General features: G+C 58.8%; 14 protein-coding genes and 2 pseudogenes. 5 read left to right on the forward strand and 11 right to left on the reverse strand.

The genetic code is table 11. The features are described 5' to 3' along the window. Positions 1-281: 281 nt before the first annotated feature. The 7 genes and pseudogenes from EOS_RS40515 to EOS_RS40545 form a co-directional block, all read right to left on the reverse strand. Entirely contained in the window at positions 282-959 is a 678-nt protein-coding gene (locus EOS_RS40515) for a response regulator (protein ID WP_047897869.1), read from the reverse strand. Positions 960-1,230: 271 nt separating this feature from the next. Then, the gene (locus EOS_RS40520) at positions 1,231-2,091 is read right to left on the reverse strand and encodes an ABC transporter permease (protein ID WP_047897870.1); all 861 of its coding nucleotides are present in this window, start codon (positions 2,089-2,091) and stop codon (positions 1,231-1,233) included. A 25-nt stretch (positions 2,092-2,116) separates the two neighbouring features. After that, positions 2,117-2,914, reverse strand: coding sequence for an ABC transporter ATP-binding protein (locus tag EOS_RS40525; protein ID WP_047897881.1), 798 nt, complete (start codon positions 2,912-2,914; stop codon positions 2,117-2,119). A 99-nt stretch (positions 2,915-3,013) separates the two neighbouring features. Then, positions 3,014-4,027, reverse strand: a complete 1,014-nt coding sequence (locus tag EOS_RS40530; protein WP_047897871.1) for an ABC transporter substrate-binding protein — start codon at positions 4,025-4,027, stop codon at positions 3,014-3,016. Between the two features lie 769 nt (positions 4,028-4,796). Continuing rightward, on the reverse strand, positions 4,797-6,251 hold the full coding sequence (locus tag EOS_RS40535; RefSeq protein WP_047897872.1) for an aldehyde dehydrogenase family protein: 1,455 nt from the start codon (positions 6,249-6,251) through the stop codon (positions 4,797-4,799). Between the two features lie 88 nt (positions 6,252-6,339). After that, a pseudogene (locus EOS_RS40540) lies at positions 6,340-6,615 on the reverse strand (alkene reductase); the annotation flags it as partial. 151 nt (positions 6,616-6,766) lie between these two features. Then, positions 6,767-7,468 (reverse strand): glutathione S-transferase, encoded by a 702-nt coding sequence (locus EOS_RS40545; protein ID WP_200908759.1) that lies wholly within the window; start codon positions 7,466-7,468, stop codon positions 6,767-6,769. 147 nt (positions 7,469-7,615) lie between these two features. On the opposite strand from EOS_RS40545, the pseudogene EOS_RS48585 reads away from it, so the two are divergent. From EOS_RS48585 to EOS_RS40555, 3 genes and pseudogenes are all read left to right on the forward strand, one after another. Next, positions 7,616-7,726 (forward strand): annotated as a pseudogene (locus EOS_RS48585) (TetR/AcrR family transcriptional regulator); the annotation flags it as partial. A 259-nt stretch (positions 7,727-7,985) separates the two neighbouring features. After that, complete coding sequence (locus EOS_RS40550) at positions 7,986-8,963, forward strand: quinone oxidoreductase family protein (RefSeq protein ID WP_047897874.1); 978 nt, start codon at positions 7,986-7,988, stop codon at positions 8,961-8,963. After that, positions 8,964-9,896, forward strand: coding sequence for a nucleoside recognition domain-containing protein (locus EOS_RS40555; RefSeq protein ID WP_047897875.1), 933 nt, complete (start codon positions 8,964-8,966; stop codon positions 9,894-9,896). A gap of 4 nt (positions 9,897-9,900) precedes the next feature. Here the strand turns inward: EOS_RS40555 and EOS_RS40560 are convergent, their stop codons facing one another. After that, positions 9,901-10,845: a LysR family transcriptional regulator gene (locus EOS_RS40560; RefSeq protein WP_047897876.1), complete on the reverse strand. Its 945-nt coding sequence runs from the start codon at positions 10,843-10,845 to the stop codon at positions 9,901-9,903. A gap of 211 nt (positions 10,846-11,056) precedes the next feature. Then, on the reverse strand, positions 11,057-11,632 hold the full coding sequence (locus EOS_RS40565) for a TetR/AcrR family transcriptional regulator (RefSeq protein ID WP_047897877.1): 576 nt from the start codon (positions 11,630-11,632) through the stop codon (positions 11,057-11,059). A gap of 135 nt (positions 11,633-11,767) precedes the next feature. Here EOS_RS40565 and EOS_RS40570 point away from each other — a divergent pair, with 135 nt between their 5' ends. Next, a complete protein-coding gene (locus tag EOS_RS40570; protein ID WP_047897878.1) occupies positions 11,768-13,174 on the forward strand; it encodes an amidase in 1,407 nt (468 codons plus the stop codon). Positions 13,175-13,530: 356 nt separating this feature from the next. On the opposite strand, the gene EOS_RS40575 is transcribed toward EOS_RS40570, so the two are convergent. Continuing rightward, complete coding sequence (locus tag EOS_RS40575) at positions 13,531-14,094, reverse strand: hypothetical protein (protein ID WP_235443122.1); 564 nt, start codon at positions 14,092-14,094, stop codon at positions 13,531-13,533. Positions 14,095-15,016: 922 nt separating this feature from the next. Further along, on the reverse strand, positions 15,017-15,202 hold the full coding sequence (locus EOS_RS40580) for a hypothetical protein (RefSeq protein ID WP_047897880.1): 186 nt from the start codon (positions 15,200-15,202) through the stop codon (positions 15,017-15,019). A 364-nt stretch (positions 15,203-15,566) separates the two neighbouring features. Here EOS_RS40580 and EOS_RS40585 point away from each other — a divergent pair, with 364 nt between their 5' ends. After that, positions 15,567-15,869: a response regulator gene (locus tag EOS_RS40585; protein ID WP_235443121.1), complete on the forward strand. Its 303-nt coding sequence runs from the start codon at positions 15,567-15,569 to the stop codon at positions 15,867-15,869. Positions 15,870-16,054 lie beyond the last annotated feature (185 nt).

Genomic DNA, 16,054 nt, shown 5'->3' on the forward strand with positions numbered 1-16,054 from the left:
AGCCATACAGCTGAACGCTGGATTGCGCGTGAGCACCGGTCGCAGCGCAAGCGCCTGCCGCGACAACTAATGTCAGATATTTTTTCTTCAAGACCGTCTCCTCATATTACTACGTTGAATTTTTCCTTTTCCCCGCTCGCGGTGACCAAGGCCGGGATATTCGGATGACGGCTCCAGTCAGGCGATGAGCACGATCCTAGTTGGCTCAATCCTTCATGCACCTTTCCCGTATCATATGTACAACTAAGTGCAATTACTGATATACGGAACTGCGCACATCATTACTGGAAGGCATCCTTGCAGCGCAGGATGTACCCAAGGCCACGCAATGTCTTGATCTGTGCGCTCGACATGGACAGGTGCTTGCGCAAACGATGAATATAAATATCGATGGCATCTGCGCTCGGCTCGTCGTCGAGACTGAACATGCTTTCCATCAAAGTTGCCTTCGACACCGTCTTACCCTGCCTGAGCATCAGCGTTTCCAGGATCGTGTGCTCGCGCCCCCGCAACAACAGCGGTGTGTTGTTATGGCGGAATTCGCGCGTGTCGGATATGTATTGCAGGTCGCCACAAATGAGGCCGACCGACATATCGCCTGATTGCCGGCGGATCAGCGCCTTGACACGTGCCAACAGTTCACGCGCATCGAATGGCTTGACGAGATAGTCGTCCGCGCCAGCGCTGAAACAATCGACCTTGTCGTCTGTCGAGTCATGCGCCGTCAGCATCAATACCGGCACCTTGTCACCGCGGCGGCGTAATCGCGCCAGGACTTCCTTACCGTCCATTCCTGGCAAGCGGATGTCGAGCAGCACCGCGTCGTATCGTTGGGCCGTTAGCACCATATTTGCGCGCTCGCCGTCGGGGACACAATCGACCGCGAAGTTTTCGTCGCGCAGCAGGTTGACAACCAGTCTGGAAAGTTCAGCGTTGTCCTCCACCAACAGCAGCTTCATCGCTTTTCCTCAATCAAGCGACGCACGCAAGCGAACCTTCGCGGCGAGCGCATTTATCAACCTCAGGCGCCACGGAAACCATTCCAGCATGAAACTGAACAAATCTGGCGGACCATTGAGAAGCCGGGTCCGGTACCTTCGATGTCGGTGGGGTCACGATGTTCGCGTCGACGACAGCAAGGCGATGTTCTTCGTCAGCTCAGACCGGGGCCTGCCGCGCCGCTTCGCCCTCTCGTGCCGGCGACCCTATCGCCTTCCCGGCCCTTCAAGTTCAAAATGCTGCAGGCCTCCACTTCAGCAGGCGCTTTTCCAGCGCGCTGAGCAGATAGTCCGCAGTGAGCGCCACGACCGCGAGCACGATCATCGCCGCGAACACGCCGCTGGCATTGAATGCGCCCTGTGCCGTCGAGATCAGCAGGCCGATGCCCTGCTTCGAGCCGAGGAACTCGCCGACAACCGCACCAACCAGTGCGAAGCCGAAGCTCACGTGCAGGCTCGCGAGAATCCACGACAGCGCCGATGGAATTACCACTGACGTGGTCAACTGGCGTCTGGAGGCACCCAGTATCTGCGCGTTCGCAATCATGTAGCGGTCGGCTTCACGCACGCCCTGGAACGCATTGCCGAACACCACGAAGAACACCATCACGACAGCCAACGCAACCTTCGAAGCCATCCCGAGGCCGAGCGCGATCACGAACACCGAGCCAAGCACGACGCGCGGGATCGAATTCGCGATCTGGATATAAAGACTGAACACATCGGACAACAGCTTGTTGCGGCCAAGCACCACACCGCATACGATGCCGCCGGCCGAGCCGATCAGGAAACCCAGGAAGGTTTCTTCGAGCGTGACCCAGACCTGGGTCAGAAGCGGGCCTTGCGAGGTGCCGTTCACGAACCAGTCGATAATCTGCGCAAAGATCGCCGACGGCATCGAGAAGAAGAATGGATCAACCCATTTCAACCGCCCGCCGAGTTCCCATCCGCCCAGCACGATCACCAGCACCAGCACCCGCAGGCCGATAATCAGTGCATGCCGCTGACGCATGCGGCGCTGTGCGATTCTTTCAACGGTCGCAAGCGACGCGCTATCGAAGCCCGTCTGCAATGCGTATTCAGGGGTTGCCATCGGTGATTTCCAGTGTCAGGTTATGTCAGGCGATCTGCACTTCTTCGCGCAGGTCGTGCCAAATATCGCGCGAGATTTCGATGAAGCGCGGCTCGTAGCGAATCTCCGAAGTCACTCGCGGACGCGGCAGATCTATCTCATAGACCTTCTTCAGCGTCGCGGGCCGCGCAGTCAGCACGAACACGCGATCGGCCAGCGCAATCGCTTCTTCCAGATCGTGCGTGACGAACACCACCGATCCGGCATTGGCCGACCACAGTTGCAGCAACTCGTCCTGCATCAGCGTACGGGTCTGCATGTCGAGCGCAGAAAACGGCTCGTCCATTAGCAGGATTTCCGGCTTGTTGATGAAGGTCTGCGCGAGCGCAACGCGCTTTCTCATCCCACCCGAGAGTTGATGCGGAAAGTGTTTGCCGAACTTCTCCAGCCCGACGCGGCGCAGCCATTCGTCGGCTTCGTCGTACGCTGCGGATTTCGAGCGGCCGCGATACAACGGTCCGGCAGCAACGTTGTCGAGCACCGAACGCCACGGAAACACCGCATCGGCCTGAAACACAAAGCCGATGCGCGGATCAATGCCGTCCACCGGCGCGCCCATCACGCGCACTTCGCCGGTGGTCGGCTTGAGCAGCCCGGTAATCATGCTGAGCGTCGTCGACTTGCCGCAGCCGGTCGGCCCGACCACGGCCACGAACTCGCCTTTGGCGACGCACATGCTGAAATCGCGCAATGCGACCGTCGCCTTACCGTCGGGAGCAATGAAACGACATGACACCGAGCAAAACTCGATCGCCGGTGCGTCTTTGGAAACAACGTGGTTCATCAGATACATCCATGGAAGTGGCCGGCATCGCGAAGGCGACGCCGGAACGCAACGAGCTCAACGGCAGGAGACGTACTAATACAATCGGCGAGCGTCGGTCTACTTCGCCGCGACGAACTCGTTGGTGTACGTTTTCGCCAGATCGATATGCTTGCCCTTGACGGACGGGTTGAACGCCGACAACACCTTCAGCACGGTCGTCGGACCGTCGGCTGGCATCTTGCCGTCCGACGTGTACATCGGCAGCGACGCCTTCAGCGCACTCACGTAAAGCGGCTTGTCCTTCTGATAGTCGTCTGGCATTTTCGCGGCGATTTCTTCTGCGCTATGCGTGTGGATGAACTGCATCGTACGAACGAACGCATGCGCAAGCTTGGCGGCTTCCGCCTTGTGCGCATCGGCCCATGCCGCCTGCACATAAAGGCTCGACGCCGGGTACGTGCCGCCCAACGCCGCTTTCGTGCCCTCGACCGAGCGCATATCGACGAGCACCTTGCCATCGCCGGACTTCTGCAGTGCCGACACGGTGGGTTCGGTAGTCATGCCCACGTCGATACGGCCTTGCTTGATCGCTGCGATGAAACTGGCGTCAGCGCCTACCGGCAGCATCGTGTATTCGGTCGACTGGATACCGTGTTGTCCGGCAAGGTACTGCGTGAGGAAGCTTGTTGACGACCCGAGGCCTGTGACACCGAGCGTCTTGCCCTTGACGTCGGCCATCGATTTCACTGTTTCGGCGGCCTTGGTCGATACCATTTCGACCTCGCCCGGCACCTGGCCGAACACGACGATCGCCTTGACTTCCTTACCCTTTGTTTGCAGATCGATCGTGTGGTCGTAGAAACCTACGACAGCCTGGACGGCACCTGCCAGCAATTCGTTTTCAGCGTCGACGCCAGCCGGTTGTGACAGCAATTCGACGTCGAGCCCCTCGTCCTTGAAATAGCCCAGCTGTTCGGTCAGGCGCGCCGGCAGGTAGATCAGCTTCGTGATACCGCCGACCATGATCGTGATCGTGCCGCTTTCGGCCGCCCTCGCGTGCTGCGATACAAGGCCGAACAGCAGGCTGGAAGCGATGGCGATATGGCGTAACGCGAGAAAGCTCCGGGTCATCGATAGTCTCCTTTGTTGTCTGTGGCGGCGGAATGCTGCCTGTCTGCATCGATGGGGCGATTCTAGGGAACCCAATCCTTCTCTCCGCTTTCATGGATATCCACGTTCCATAGGGAGTTTCCATGAGGACGCCCTCTCTATCGGAAAGACGCTGGCGGTGGTTGCCAACAAACATACGTGCGCCCCGTAGGGAATTCCTGACAGCGGCGAGCGGCTTGGCACAGCCTATGTAGGTATCGAAGCAATATGAAGGCCGCGAAGCGGCCCCAGTGGGTACACGCGCAGACGTCCTGGCGCGAGCTTTATGCCGCAGTGCAGGGAAACGGAATTGGTGAGACTGGGGCGCTTGTCGTGAGACTGGAAAAACGGAGACCGTGAGACTGCCCGGACTTGCGAGGATGGTTGGGTTGCAATGAGCGGCGGTCGGCGAAATGATCCGCTGACGCAGGCTGTGGTTACTGGAGTACGCGGTCACCCGCGAGGGCCCGCAGTCGACCCACTCCGGCCCTTCGGTTCGGTGCGAGATCAATGGCTGCTTGCAGGGTGCAACGGCCGTTCCTCATTCCGGTTCGTCCAACGGGCCATTGGCCTGTGCGGACGCCCATTGATCGCCATGCGATAACCGATATGTGTGCGTGATCTGTCAGTGGTGAAAGCTTGAGCCGGCGTTCGCCCTTGCACAAACTGATCTATCGTAAGTCGGTAGCACCTGAACAGGTGGTCAAAAAGGCGCGCTCTCACCCCCCCAAACATCCGAGGGGTGAGGCACTTACTTACGGATCAAGACGGTCTTCGGATTAGTAAAGAGCTGGCGCCCTTCATTGCCGTGCTCGGTGCCAAGTCCGGATTGCTTGTGGCCACCGAACGGGAAGTCGACGCCTAGCGTGTGAATTTCGTTCACCCAGACCATGCCAGTCTCGAGGCGGTACGCAACGGCGACCGCCGCCTTGGTGTCGCGACCCCAAACCGAGCCGCCCAGCCCAAAGGGACTGTTGTTCGTGCGCTCAATCGCATCCTCCACGTCATCGTAGACAATGATCGGGACGATCGGGCCGAACTGCTCTTCCTGCACAATTCTGGCGTTTTCGGACGGGTTGTCGACGACGGTCACCGGAATGAAGTAGCCCGGCCGGCTCTCGTCGATGTCGCCTCCAAGGACGATCTTCTGCCCGTTCGCTTTGATGTCGTCGAGGAAGCTCTTGACCTTATCAAATTGCATCTTGTTCTGCACCGGTCCGATAGCGACCGTCGGATCGAAGCCATCGCCGAGCTTTTGCTGCTTCGCGTAGTCGACGAACGCCTCGACAAATTCCCTGTGGAACGAACGGTGGACATAGAGACGCTTGATGCCGACACACCATTGACCCGAGTTGCCGATTGCCCCCCAGAACAACTGCGGAATGATTGATCTGTAGTCGGCGTCTGGAAGGACGATGGCCGCATCGTTTCCGCCCAGTTCCAGCGTCACGCGCTTGATCGTGCCTGCGGCCGAGCGCAACACGTGCTTCCCGGTCTCCGTCGAGCCGGTGAAGCTGATTTTGGCGATGTCCGGATGGCCAGTCAGCTGCGGTCCCAGCTCATTGCCGCCTGAAACGACCGAAAGCACACCCGCGGGCAACACCGACTGAGCAATCTGGCCAAATCGCAACGTCGACAACGGCGTGAAGGGCGAAGGCTTGATGACCATCGTATTCCCGGCGATCAGTGCCGGGGCGACCTTCCACAGCGCGAGCAGCACCGGGAAATTCCACGGTGTGATGGCGCCAACGACACCGAGCGGGGTGTGGTGGAGTTCGACGAGATGGTCGTCAGTTTCCTCAAGGATCTCAACTGGAATGGGACGCGCGGCAATCTGACGTATCCAGGAAATCGACTGATCAACCTCGGGTTCAGCCATCGTCGTCAGCGGCTTGCCCTGTTCCTCAGTCAACAGACGCGCGAGTTGGTCGCGATGTTTTTCAAGCTCATCGGCGTACGCGTTTAAGTACTGCTGCCGTTCCTCGTATTTGAGCGCCGACCAAGCTTTGAATGCGGTTTTGGCTGCAGTGATTGCTTCTTCGAGCTGCCCGGCAGTGCCTGATGGTGCCTTTGCAAACACCTTGCCGGTTGCTGGATTGACTACATCGAAACTGTCCTTCGATGCGAGCAGCTTCCCAGCGATGCTGAGGTAGTACGGGCCGTCAAAGAGGGTGGCGGGCTGGGTGCTTTTATTAACTGAAGACATGAGGACTACTCCTTTTTCTGCACTTCCGTTTGAACGGTAACAGTGCAGGCGACAATGACATGGGCGAACTGACCTTCGCTACGTTTGCTTACGCCAACACCGCTTTCGCCGTGTTAGAACCAGACCCGGAATACTCCGGATAATCCGTAAACCCTTCTTCGGCTCCGCCGTAGACCGTCGCCGGATCGATAACGTTTAGGGGCCAGCCGTTGGCGATCCGCTTGGGCAGATCGGGCGCGTTGTCCCAATCGGCTTCGGTGATAGAGAGGTGAGCGATCCCAGCTTCTTCGAGTATCTTGATCACTTCGATATAGGTCTGATGCAGATCGTCTTCGACGAATCTGATATAGGCGCGATCCTGATCGTGGCGGCGAATCGAGCATTCGCTGTCGCATCGGTCTCGAAGTGGTGGGTAAGGTCGGTCTGGAAAGCGGGCGCGGTGCTCTTCGGATCAAGCTGCGGCCGGCCGCCTCAAGACCCAAGCGGATGAAAGCAGTCGTTCACAGACGACGATTTCAAACGGATGCCTCGGCAGGTTCCGACATCGTGATCCGGTTCTTTACGCTGGGACGCTCCAGCACCTTTGCGTACCAGGCTCGAAGAGCCTCGCACTCTGCAGGCACCGCCAATTCCACGAGTCCTGCAAAGATCAAACCGCCTATGACCGTGATGTCGGCCATCGAGAAGACGTCACCGGCGACGAACGGCTGTGTTTTTAGAATGGCATCGAAATAGTGCATACCCCTTAGGGCTTTGTCGCGCTGACGAAACCCCCATTCGGCGTTCTGATAAATCTCGACGTGGGGTCCAAGCCCCGGTGTGCCGTGGTGGAAATAAACGCTAATGGCGTCGAGCAGCTCCAACTCGGCACGCTTGCTCATCATGTGGATCACGCCCTTTTCGCGCGGTGTCGTACCGGTAAGTGTTGGAGCGCCATCAAGCGCGTCAAGGTATTCGGTAATGGCCGTGCACTCGGCAATAAAGGTCCCGTCGTCGAGTTCGAGCACCGGCAGCGTGCCTGAGTAATTCTTGGCGAGGAACTCGGCCTTCTTGTGCTCGCCTTTCCAAAGATCGACCGAAACAAACTGGACGCGCGACTGAAGGTTCTTCTCGGCCAAAGCGATACGAACGCGAGCCGGATAAGGGCCGGTGTGCCAATCGTAAATCTTCATCATGGCCAGTTTGGTTGCATCGAAATTGATGGTGTAGGAACTCATTGCTTACCTCTCTACAGTCTGGTTGTGTCGAAACCGATGAATATCGGGACTCAGTGATTTATCTACCTAACGTTTGGTAGTTTGACTATAGGGACTATAAGGTTCTTCGTCAATGCCTAATTTTTCTCGTTGATGAGAGCGGCAGCAGTGAAGAATGAAGTGAGCTCAAACGCTCGGGAAAAAATCCTGGGGGCCACGAGGATCGCGCAGGCGCATGGGTACGGCGGTCTGAATTTTCGTAACCTCGCTGCAGACGTATTGCCGTCAGAAACCCGTTGGTGCGTCGCCGCGCCCGGTTTCGTAGCCAACCTTTACACCGTGTGTACAACGTCGAAGACGGCTGTCGCCTCTTGATTGGTGAAGAACTGAGGGGGCGAGCCGAGACTTATGTCTCTTCGAAAAAGCAGTCCAAACCGTGCATCGGGTGAATGAGTGAGCTTCGTCTGCACAGATTGTTCTTCGCTCTGAACGATTCCATCATTGCGTTTCTCTCCTCAAAGATGTGAGTCATAAGCCCATGGCATTTGCGATTCGAATGACGCAACCAGGCGGTCCCGACGTGCTGTTGACCGATCCCGTGCAAACCGAAGAATTGGCCCCGCACGAAGCCTGGATCGTGCAGGAAGCCATCGGAGTCAACTACCTCGACGCCATGCAGCGCCAGGGCACAGTGCCGGTTCCCTTTCCCGGCGGCGTCGGACTCGAAGCCGCAGGTCACGTAGCGGCGGTCGGCAGCGCAGTAACCAACGTTGCAGTCGGTGATCGAGTCGCCTATGCACTCGGCCCGCTCGGAGCCTACGCTCAGGAACGCGCCTATCCTGCCGAGCGGCTGATCAGCCTGCATGACGACATGTCTTTCGACGTTGCCGCGGCCGTGACTTTCAAGGGCATAACGGCTCAATATCTGCTCAAGACGACCTATCCCGTCGGTCCGAACGACGTGGTCCTGCTGTACGGCGTGGCTGGCGCACTTGGGCAGTTGATGGTCCCTTGGGCGAAGCATCTGGGCGCGTTCGTGATCGGCGTTGTATCGAAGGAATCGAGCGTCGAGATCGCACGCGCGCGTGGATGTGATGCCGTGCTGGTCTGGGGCACCTGTGACCTGCCTGCTGAAGTCGCGGCAGTCACCGGCGGCCGCAAGGCCGACGTCGTCTACGACGGCATCGGGAAGGCAACGTTCGACGCGTCGCTCGACAGCTTGCGCCCGCGCGGCGTGATGGTTTCCATCGGCGCTTCGAGCGGCATACCCGAGCCGGTGAAGGTCGGGACGCTGAATGCAAAAGGTTCGCTGTTCCTCACACGGCCATCGATCGCCGCGCACGCCAGCGATCTGAACGAGTATCGCGAGCGTGTTGCGGACGTGTACGCAGCCGTCGCACAGGGCATCATCTCGCCGCAAGTCTGGCAGAGCTATCCGCTCGAGCGTGCGTCGGAGGCTCATGTTGCACTGGAGAACGGAAGTTCATCGGGTCCGATCGTCTTGAGGTCCCGCTGAATGGAAGGTGTCGTCGAAGTCGTATTGCATGCTGGCCGCGACGCCGTCGACGTTTCGCTTTATACGTTGCTGCCGATCATGGTGGTGATGATGATTCTTCTTCGATTGCTGGAGGCGAGCGGCATCCTCGATCGCGTCATTCGGCTGGTCAGTCCCTTAGCGAAGCCTTTTGGTCTGACGGGCATTGCCGTGCTGGCCATGGTGCAGATCAGTTTCGTCAGCTTCGTCGCACCGCTGCCCACGCTCGCGCTCATGGAAGATCGCGGCACATCTGACCGTCATCTCGCCGCGGCGCTCGCCGCCGTGCTGGCGATGGCGCCGGCCAATGCTCTCTTTCCTCTGGCCGTGTTGGGTTTGCATTCGGGCGAGACCCTTCTGCTCTCGGCGCTGGGTGGCCTCGCCGCGGCGTCGGTGACCTACTGGTTACTGGGACGTTGTCTGTCGAACACGACGCAGGAAGTGTCCAACTTCGAGCGGCAAGCCTCGGGGGAATTCTCGTTGCTGAACATCAGCAACGTGAGTGGCGCGGAAGCCATACAGATCGTCATCAATATCATTCCGATGCTGCTCGTTTCGCTCGTCGTCACCGCCTTGCAGCAGGTGGGTGCGGTTCATGGACTCGAATCGCTGCTTGCGCCCGCGCTGGCACGTATCGGCGTGGAGCCAGCCTTCATTCTTCCCATCCTCACGAAATACCTGGCTGGCAGCACGGCGCTCGTGGGCGTCGTGCATGACATGTCGGCGCGCGGACATCTCGTGCCGGCGGTGCTGAGTGCCGGCGGGGCCGGATTCCTGCTTCATCCGCTGGATCTGCCGGGGCTCGCGATCCTGTTGTCGGCCGGAAGGCGCATCCGCAAGACCGCAATTCCCACTGTCGTCGGCGGCTGCATCGGCATTGCGCTGCGCACTGTGCTCGGCATTGCCTTCGGCTAAGCGATCACGCAGCGGTTGACGACGGCCCGATCCTCGACCACGGCGGGCCATCATGGAACAGCTCGACGATCCAATCGATGAAAGCCTCTGTGCGCGCGGGCGCGAATTGCGCCGACGGTCGCACGAGATAGATGCCGCCAGCCGTGTCGAAAGACCAGGCCGGAAGCACTGGAACCAGCGTACCTTGCGCGAAATCGCGCGCCATCAGCCATTCACCCGCGCCCAGTATGCCGATGCCCTGCCGCGCCGCATCGAGCAGTGCAAGGCTATCGTTCGACAGCAGCGACCCTTGCGCGATAACGGTCACGGTGCGCTCGCCGTCAGACAGTCGCCATTCTGGAAACGATGCGAAAGCCGGAAGCACCAGGCAGTTATGCGACGCGAGTTCACTCGGTTCGATAGGTACGCCACGCCGTTCGAGATAAGCCGGTGATGCGCCGAGCACTCTGCGATGACGGCAGAGCTTGCGGGCCATGAGGCGGCTGTCTCCCAGCACGCCGACGCGAACGGCGGCGTCGTAACCGTCGGCGACGAGATCGACATAGCGCTCACTGTATTCGACCTCCACCATGAGCGCGGGATAGCGCGCGAGGAACGCGGGCAGCAACGGGGCAAGCCATTGGCGGCCCAACGCAGCAGGAAACGCCAGGCGCAGGCGGCCGCGCAGATCCGCAGCGTTGGCGCTGGCTTCGAGTTCCGCATCGAGAATGGCTTCGGTCGCTGACCGGACGCGCGCTTCGAGGCGCTCGCCCGCTTCGGTCAGGCGCACACGTCGGGTGGTTCTCTCGATCAGGCGAACGCCCAAGCGAGATTCGAGGGCAGCGATGCGCCTTGAGACAATCGTTGCGTGCCGCTGGAGGGAACGCCCCGCAGCAACAAACGTGCCTTCGCGCGCGACGGCCAGCAGCGCGGCCAGTTCATCGATCCGGTTGCTATCAAGGTCGGTCATCCTCTGATCCATGTGAGACATGTACGGTCTCCCGGCTCGAGCTGAAGTGTGTCGACCGCAAGCACTTTCCGCCAATGCACGGTGGTAAAGGCGCGCACTATGAACTCATGCGCGCAGCGACCTACTTGCACAAGCACAGCAACAGGCTAGTGACGACAGGTAATCCGCAACGGCCTATGACTTTAGCGCCTCGCGTTCGTGCGTGCGTCACTTACGCCGGTAAGAGCCCAGCTGCCCGGTAACTCTCGATCACCGCGTCAAAGAGTGAAATATCGGAGCGGCTCCGCGCCATAAGCTGAGCGCCCGCGACTGCGGCGAAGATCGCGCGAGCTCGCCGTTTGGACTCCTTTGAACTGACAACAGCAGCAGCGGACAGGACTTTGCTAAGCCATGCCACATTGACATCGGCGAAGGTCTGGACCTCTTTCTTTACCGCTTCGGGCAAGTCATCGAACTCTGCAGCCATGAAGCTGCAGAGACACATGCGGTTGTCACTCTCAAGCGACTTACGAAACGTATTGGGATATTGGCGTAGGCAGTGGAGCGGATCAGACGATTCCGTCCACAGTCCCTCCAAAACTGCCGCTGAGTCCTCCCAATAACGCTTTGCTACCGCTGCGGCGAGGTCAGCCTTGCTTGGAAAGTGGTGGTAAATGCTTGCCGCCTTGATGCCGACGTCAGCAGCGAGGGTACGAATATTCAGGCCGCCGTAGCCATGCGCCTGCGCGATCCTCGTGGCCGCCGCCAATATTTTGTCACTAGAGTTTGTGCCTGCCTGGTTCTTCACTGGACCCGCCCTCGACGAAAAATGGTGTTGACGGAGTGAATTATACGGCCTAAATTCAAACCTAACAAACGTTAGTTAGAAAGTCGGATGTGAGTTTCACCATCCATCGATACATCCACCTGTAAGAGGTAAGCAATGAATTCCGAAATCATCTATTACGACGCCACCAAACTGGCTGAACTGATCCGTACACGTAAGGTATCGCCGGTCGAGGTTGTTCAGGCGCACCTCGACCGCATCGAAGCTGTCAACCCCAAGCTGAACGCCATCGTCACAGTTGCAGACGACGCCCTTGAAGCCGCAAAGGCGGCGGAGGCGGCGGTCATGGCGGGTGATGAGCTTGGCCCGCTGCATGGGGTGCCCTTCACGGTAAAGGATTCGATCGATACCGCAGGGGTACTGACGCAGCGCGGCTCGCCAATCTTCAAGGGCCGCATCCCCAACACGGATGCCGTCAGCGTCGCGCGCATGAAGAGCGCCGGTGCGATCCTGCTTGCCAAGACAAACCTTCCGGAATTCTCGTACTCGACAGAAACCGACAATCTACTGACCGGAAGGGCGAACAACCCGTGGAATCTCGATCGGACACCCGGCGGATCAAGCGGTGGAGAGTCGGCGGCCATCGCAGCAGGCATGTCGCCGCTTGGTCTCGGTACCGATCTCGCCATCTCCATCCGGGGCCCGGCGGCGCAGACCGGCATCATCGGCCTTAAGGCCACGCATGGCCGCATCCCGATGACGGGAATTTGGTCGCGGGCGCCCCGTCGCTTCTGGCATGTCGGCCCGATGGCACGCAGCGTGCGCGACATCGCCTTGGCCTATTCGCTTCTCGCCGGGCCGGATGGTGCCGACGGCTTTTCCACGAGCCCGCTTAAGTTCGACGCAGGAGTCGGGGCCTCGCCGGACCGACGACTTCGGGTGGGTTGGTTGGTCGAGCCTGGCTTCGGGCCGATCGACGCTGAGGTAGCAGCAACCGTACAGGCGGCGGCCGAAGCCCTTCACGGCGCCGGTTGCCTTGTGGAGCCTGTGCGTATCCCGGCGCTCGAGCGGGACAATAGCCTTGAGGTCTTCAATCGGCTGCACGTCATGGAAATGAAGCCCGCTTTCGCGCAAGCGACTGCCGGCCACGAAAGCGAGATGTTCAAGATCTCCAAGGGCATGCTCGCGACGCCCGATACGACCATGGGCGACTTCATCCTCGCCGAGCAGGCTGCGGAGCGGCTGAGGGACGGCTTCGCCGAATATTTCCAGCGCTATGACGCGCTTCTATGCCCTGTGCTGCCTATCCCTGCACACGCGCATGGGTTGTCGGAAATCGTCATCAACGGCCAGTCCGTGCCCGCCGTGCAGATCCAGGGCGCCACAGTGCCGTTCAATGTGACCGGACTTCCAGGGTTGTCGATCAGGTTCGGCACGAGCCGGGACGGTCTGCCGATCGGCGTGCAACTGGTATCGAGCTGGATGGCTGAGTCTACGATTCTGCATCTGGGTTCGCTGCTTGAGGCGGAAAGCCCGGTTCGCGACCTTCATCCGAACATCTAGGCGGCAAGGCGACAGGTTAATCGGCGAGCATCCGGAAGATGGCTCGCTCCCGGTGCTCGGGAGACATTGCCCCGCGTCAAACCAACGCATGGCAATTACTTCGTACGTACTGCCAAGTCGCGACCTCCGCTGCCGGTCCTAGTATCCGAAGTCTGTCGCATGACCGAGTTCGATCGAGAAACGGTCGTTCCCATGATTGATCTCTGACTAGAGGCAAAGACCGCTCATGGCCGATTGCCGACAATTGGGACCCGAGAGTTCTGATCCGACTCGGAGCAGATACGCTGGGTGATTCTTTGTCACGGCGACCGTAACCCGGCGCGGCCAGACATTTTGTCGCCTGACTAAGCGGCCAGTCACGTCTTAAGAATCTCGATGCCGTTTTCGGCACACCATTGCCTCAGTGCGCTGTCGACAGAGTCGGCTTCAAACGTATACCAGGCGTCGAGAACGCCTTCGCGCTGCAGCAGATCCTTGAAGCGCGAGTACGCGCCTTGCCGTCGGAAAAATCCTTCGACCTGGTCGTAACGCGCAGGCAACTCTTGTGCGACAAAGCGCAAGGCGAGACTTCTTCCGAGATCGAGATCGTTCTTATGCGGTATCGTAAGGTAGCGATCCGAAGTTTCCAGGTCGTCGGGAACATTCTCGTCTAATGCGTCGTTGAATTCAGATGTCCAATAGACTTCGCCCGTATCGAGCGAGACGTATGCGTTGTGCTCCATCGGCGATGCGGAGCTAATGAAGTCGAAGGCCGTAGAAAGATCGTCGTATTTGACCGCGACCATGGCTCTACTCCCATAGATTGTAACGTCCGAGTTGGACGGGCCCCAGCGATCGACATGCGGCGACACCCATGCAGCAGCGAACATTTCGGCCCTTAGTTCGTGACTCAAGAAGGGGGTCCCTTGTGTGCTTACCATCGTGGTCAAGTCGGACCGTCCGCGGAACGGCGATGCCGGCTCCGCGTTAGGGCCACGCTGCATTACCCAGCGAGCGTCGAGCCGATGCGTCTCCCGTAAATTTTAGGCTATTTGAACGCCCGCCGATGGCCGAGGCTGTGTCTAAAAAGGGACTGTTTTTCGGCCCGAGCGAAACCCTCCGACAGTTCATTCCCCGTCCCCTGCTTCCGCGTTTTTTTCAGTTTATGCGACACAAGCAACGGGATTTTTCACTTTTCGCGTCGCGCGGTTAGTGGGTCGTGACAGCGATCGTGAAAAAAGCCTACTAAATCAAGACGTACTTTTTCACTAATTGCGACACCCGACAGTTGTCGTGTTGTCGTGTGCCGAGGTAAGTGAAAACTGTGCCAGGTAAGTGAAAAACTGCTGCCACAGTTAGTGAAATAATCCGGGCGGCCAACGCTTGTCTGCGAGGACTCGGCCGTCCGCCACTGTCGCTGATCGACCCTCTATAGGCCAGTCACGCTGCACGCTCTCACTGGCAGAAAACTGACCGGTCCGTACGTTCAAGTGGCATTTTCGGGAACAACTATTCGACTTAGCCGCCGCTGGCCGGTCGCCACACCGACGGCGGCTTAAGCCAACAAGGTGCTGGCACCTCCGTCGTCATGGTGTTTCGCGTCCGCGGTCCGCGTGGGAGTCCGTTGTTTTGCGAGGAGAAAAGTTGAGCACGCTTGGTGAGGAACTGGAAGCCTAGTACCTCATCGATCGTGAACAAGAAAACGGTCGTAATGCCCTCAGAAAGAATGCTCACGCTCACAACAACCCGTCGAGTTGAGGCGGAACGGTCGGTATCGGGGCAGCGCGGTTAAAGTCACCGGAAGCGAATTCAAAGAGGCCCCTCGTTGGCGGGGCCTTGAGCCACGAAATCACCGTGTTTCCGTTAGTACGTCACAGAAGCCCCACTGCCAGTAAAACTGTGCTGGGTAGGAGCGTCATTTGCATAGTCGGAAACGGCCTGGATGATGTTCACGATCTGCTGCGGCAACCTGCCGCCGCTGACGGCGGTCATTGCAGTACGATCCATCTCAACGGCTACGGGAAGGTCTTTGATTACCAGTGTGTTCATTTCGATTCTCCAAGGGTAAATTAGTCAGTCAGGAATGTCAGAGCTTGTTTTGAGGGTGTCGCCACTCCTCGTTGAGGATCAACGCAAAGTGCATGCCAAACGGTGGCGCCGCGGTAAGCCATCACACAACTAGTTGAAAATATTGGATTTTTAATGGTGACCAGTGCGAATTGGTAGACAGACGTGCGCGCTGCGGCCGGTGGGTCGGATCCAACTCTCCGTCTGGCGCTGTTGGTTAGATCGCGACACATGCGGTCCGGCTACGTATCCCGTGTTTGTACGATGTCCTCGAGGCTTGGAATCCGATCGAAGCCCGATGACAATAAGTCTGTCGCGGACAGGCTCGCTTTCCTGCTGGACTGCTATGGCCACCATGCTGCTGTGGCCTACGATGGCGAAGCTGCGCTCAGGCTCCTTCGTACCGGCGCTATTGAAATACGAAAACCTGCCCGACATAAAAGGCAGTGCTGTCCCACGGTCGCTGAGGGAAACGCCGATTCGCGCCGCGGCTTTCCTCGTTTCAATGACGGGAGACGCTGTCAGTCAGGGAGACATTGCCCGGCTCTTCGATGTCTATTTGCAGAAGCCGTTCTCCTGCGAGGCACTCATGCAGGTCATCGAAGACGCTCGCTGCAGCAGCGACGCGAATACTCGCCAAGCCGCCTAGACCAACTGTTGTCGACGGAAGCGCACACAACCCATAGTCGGAGGTTCAACGACAAGCCTCTTCCGGGTCACGGAGCAAAGCGAGCGGCAGCTTTCAGCATGAAAGCGACTTTTGAATGTCTGGCCGAGTCAGCGGGCGACCGGCTGAACATGGCCGATTCTGTTGAAAAAGTCGCCTTTATGTTT

This window comes from Caballeronia mineralivorans PML1(12) (assembly GCF_001028175.1).
Classification (GTDB): domain Bacteria; phylum Pseudomonadota; class Gammaproteobacteria; order Burkholderiales; family Burkholderiaceae; genus Caballeronia; species Caballeronia mineralivorans.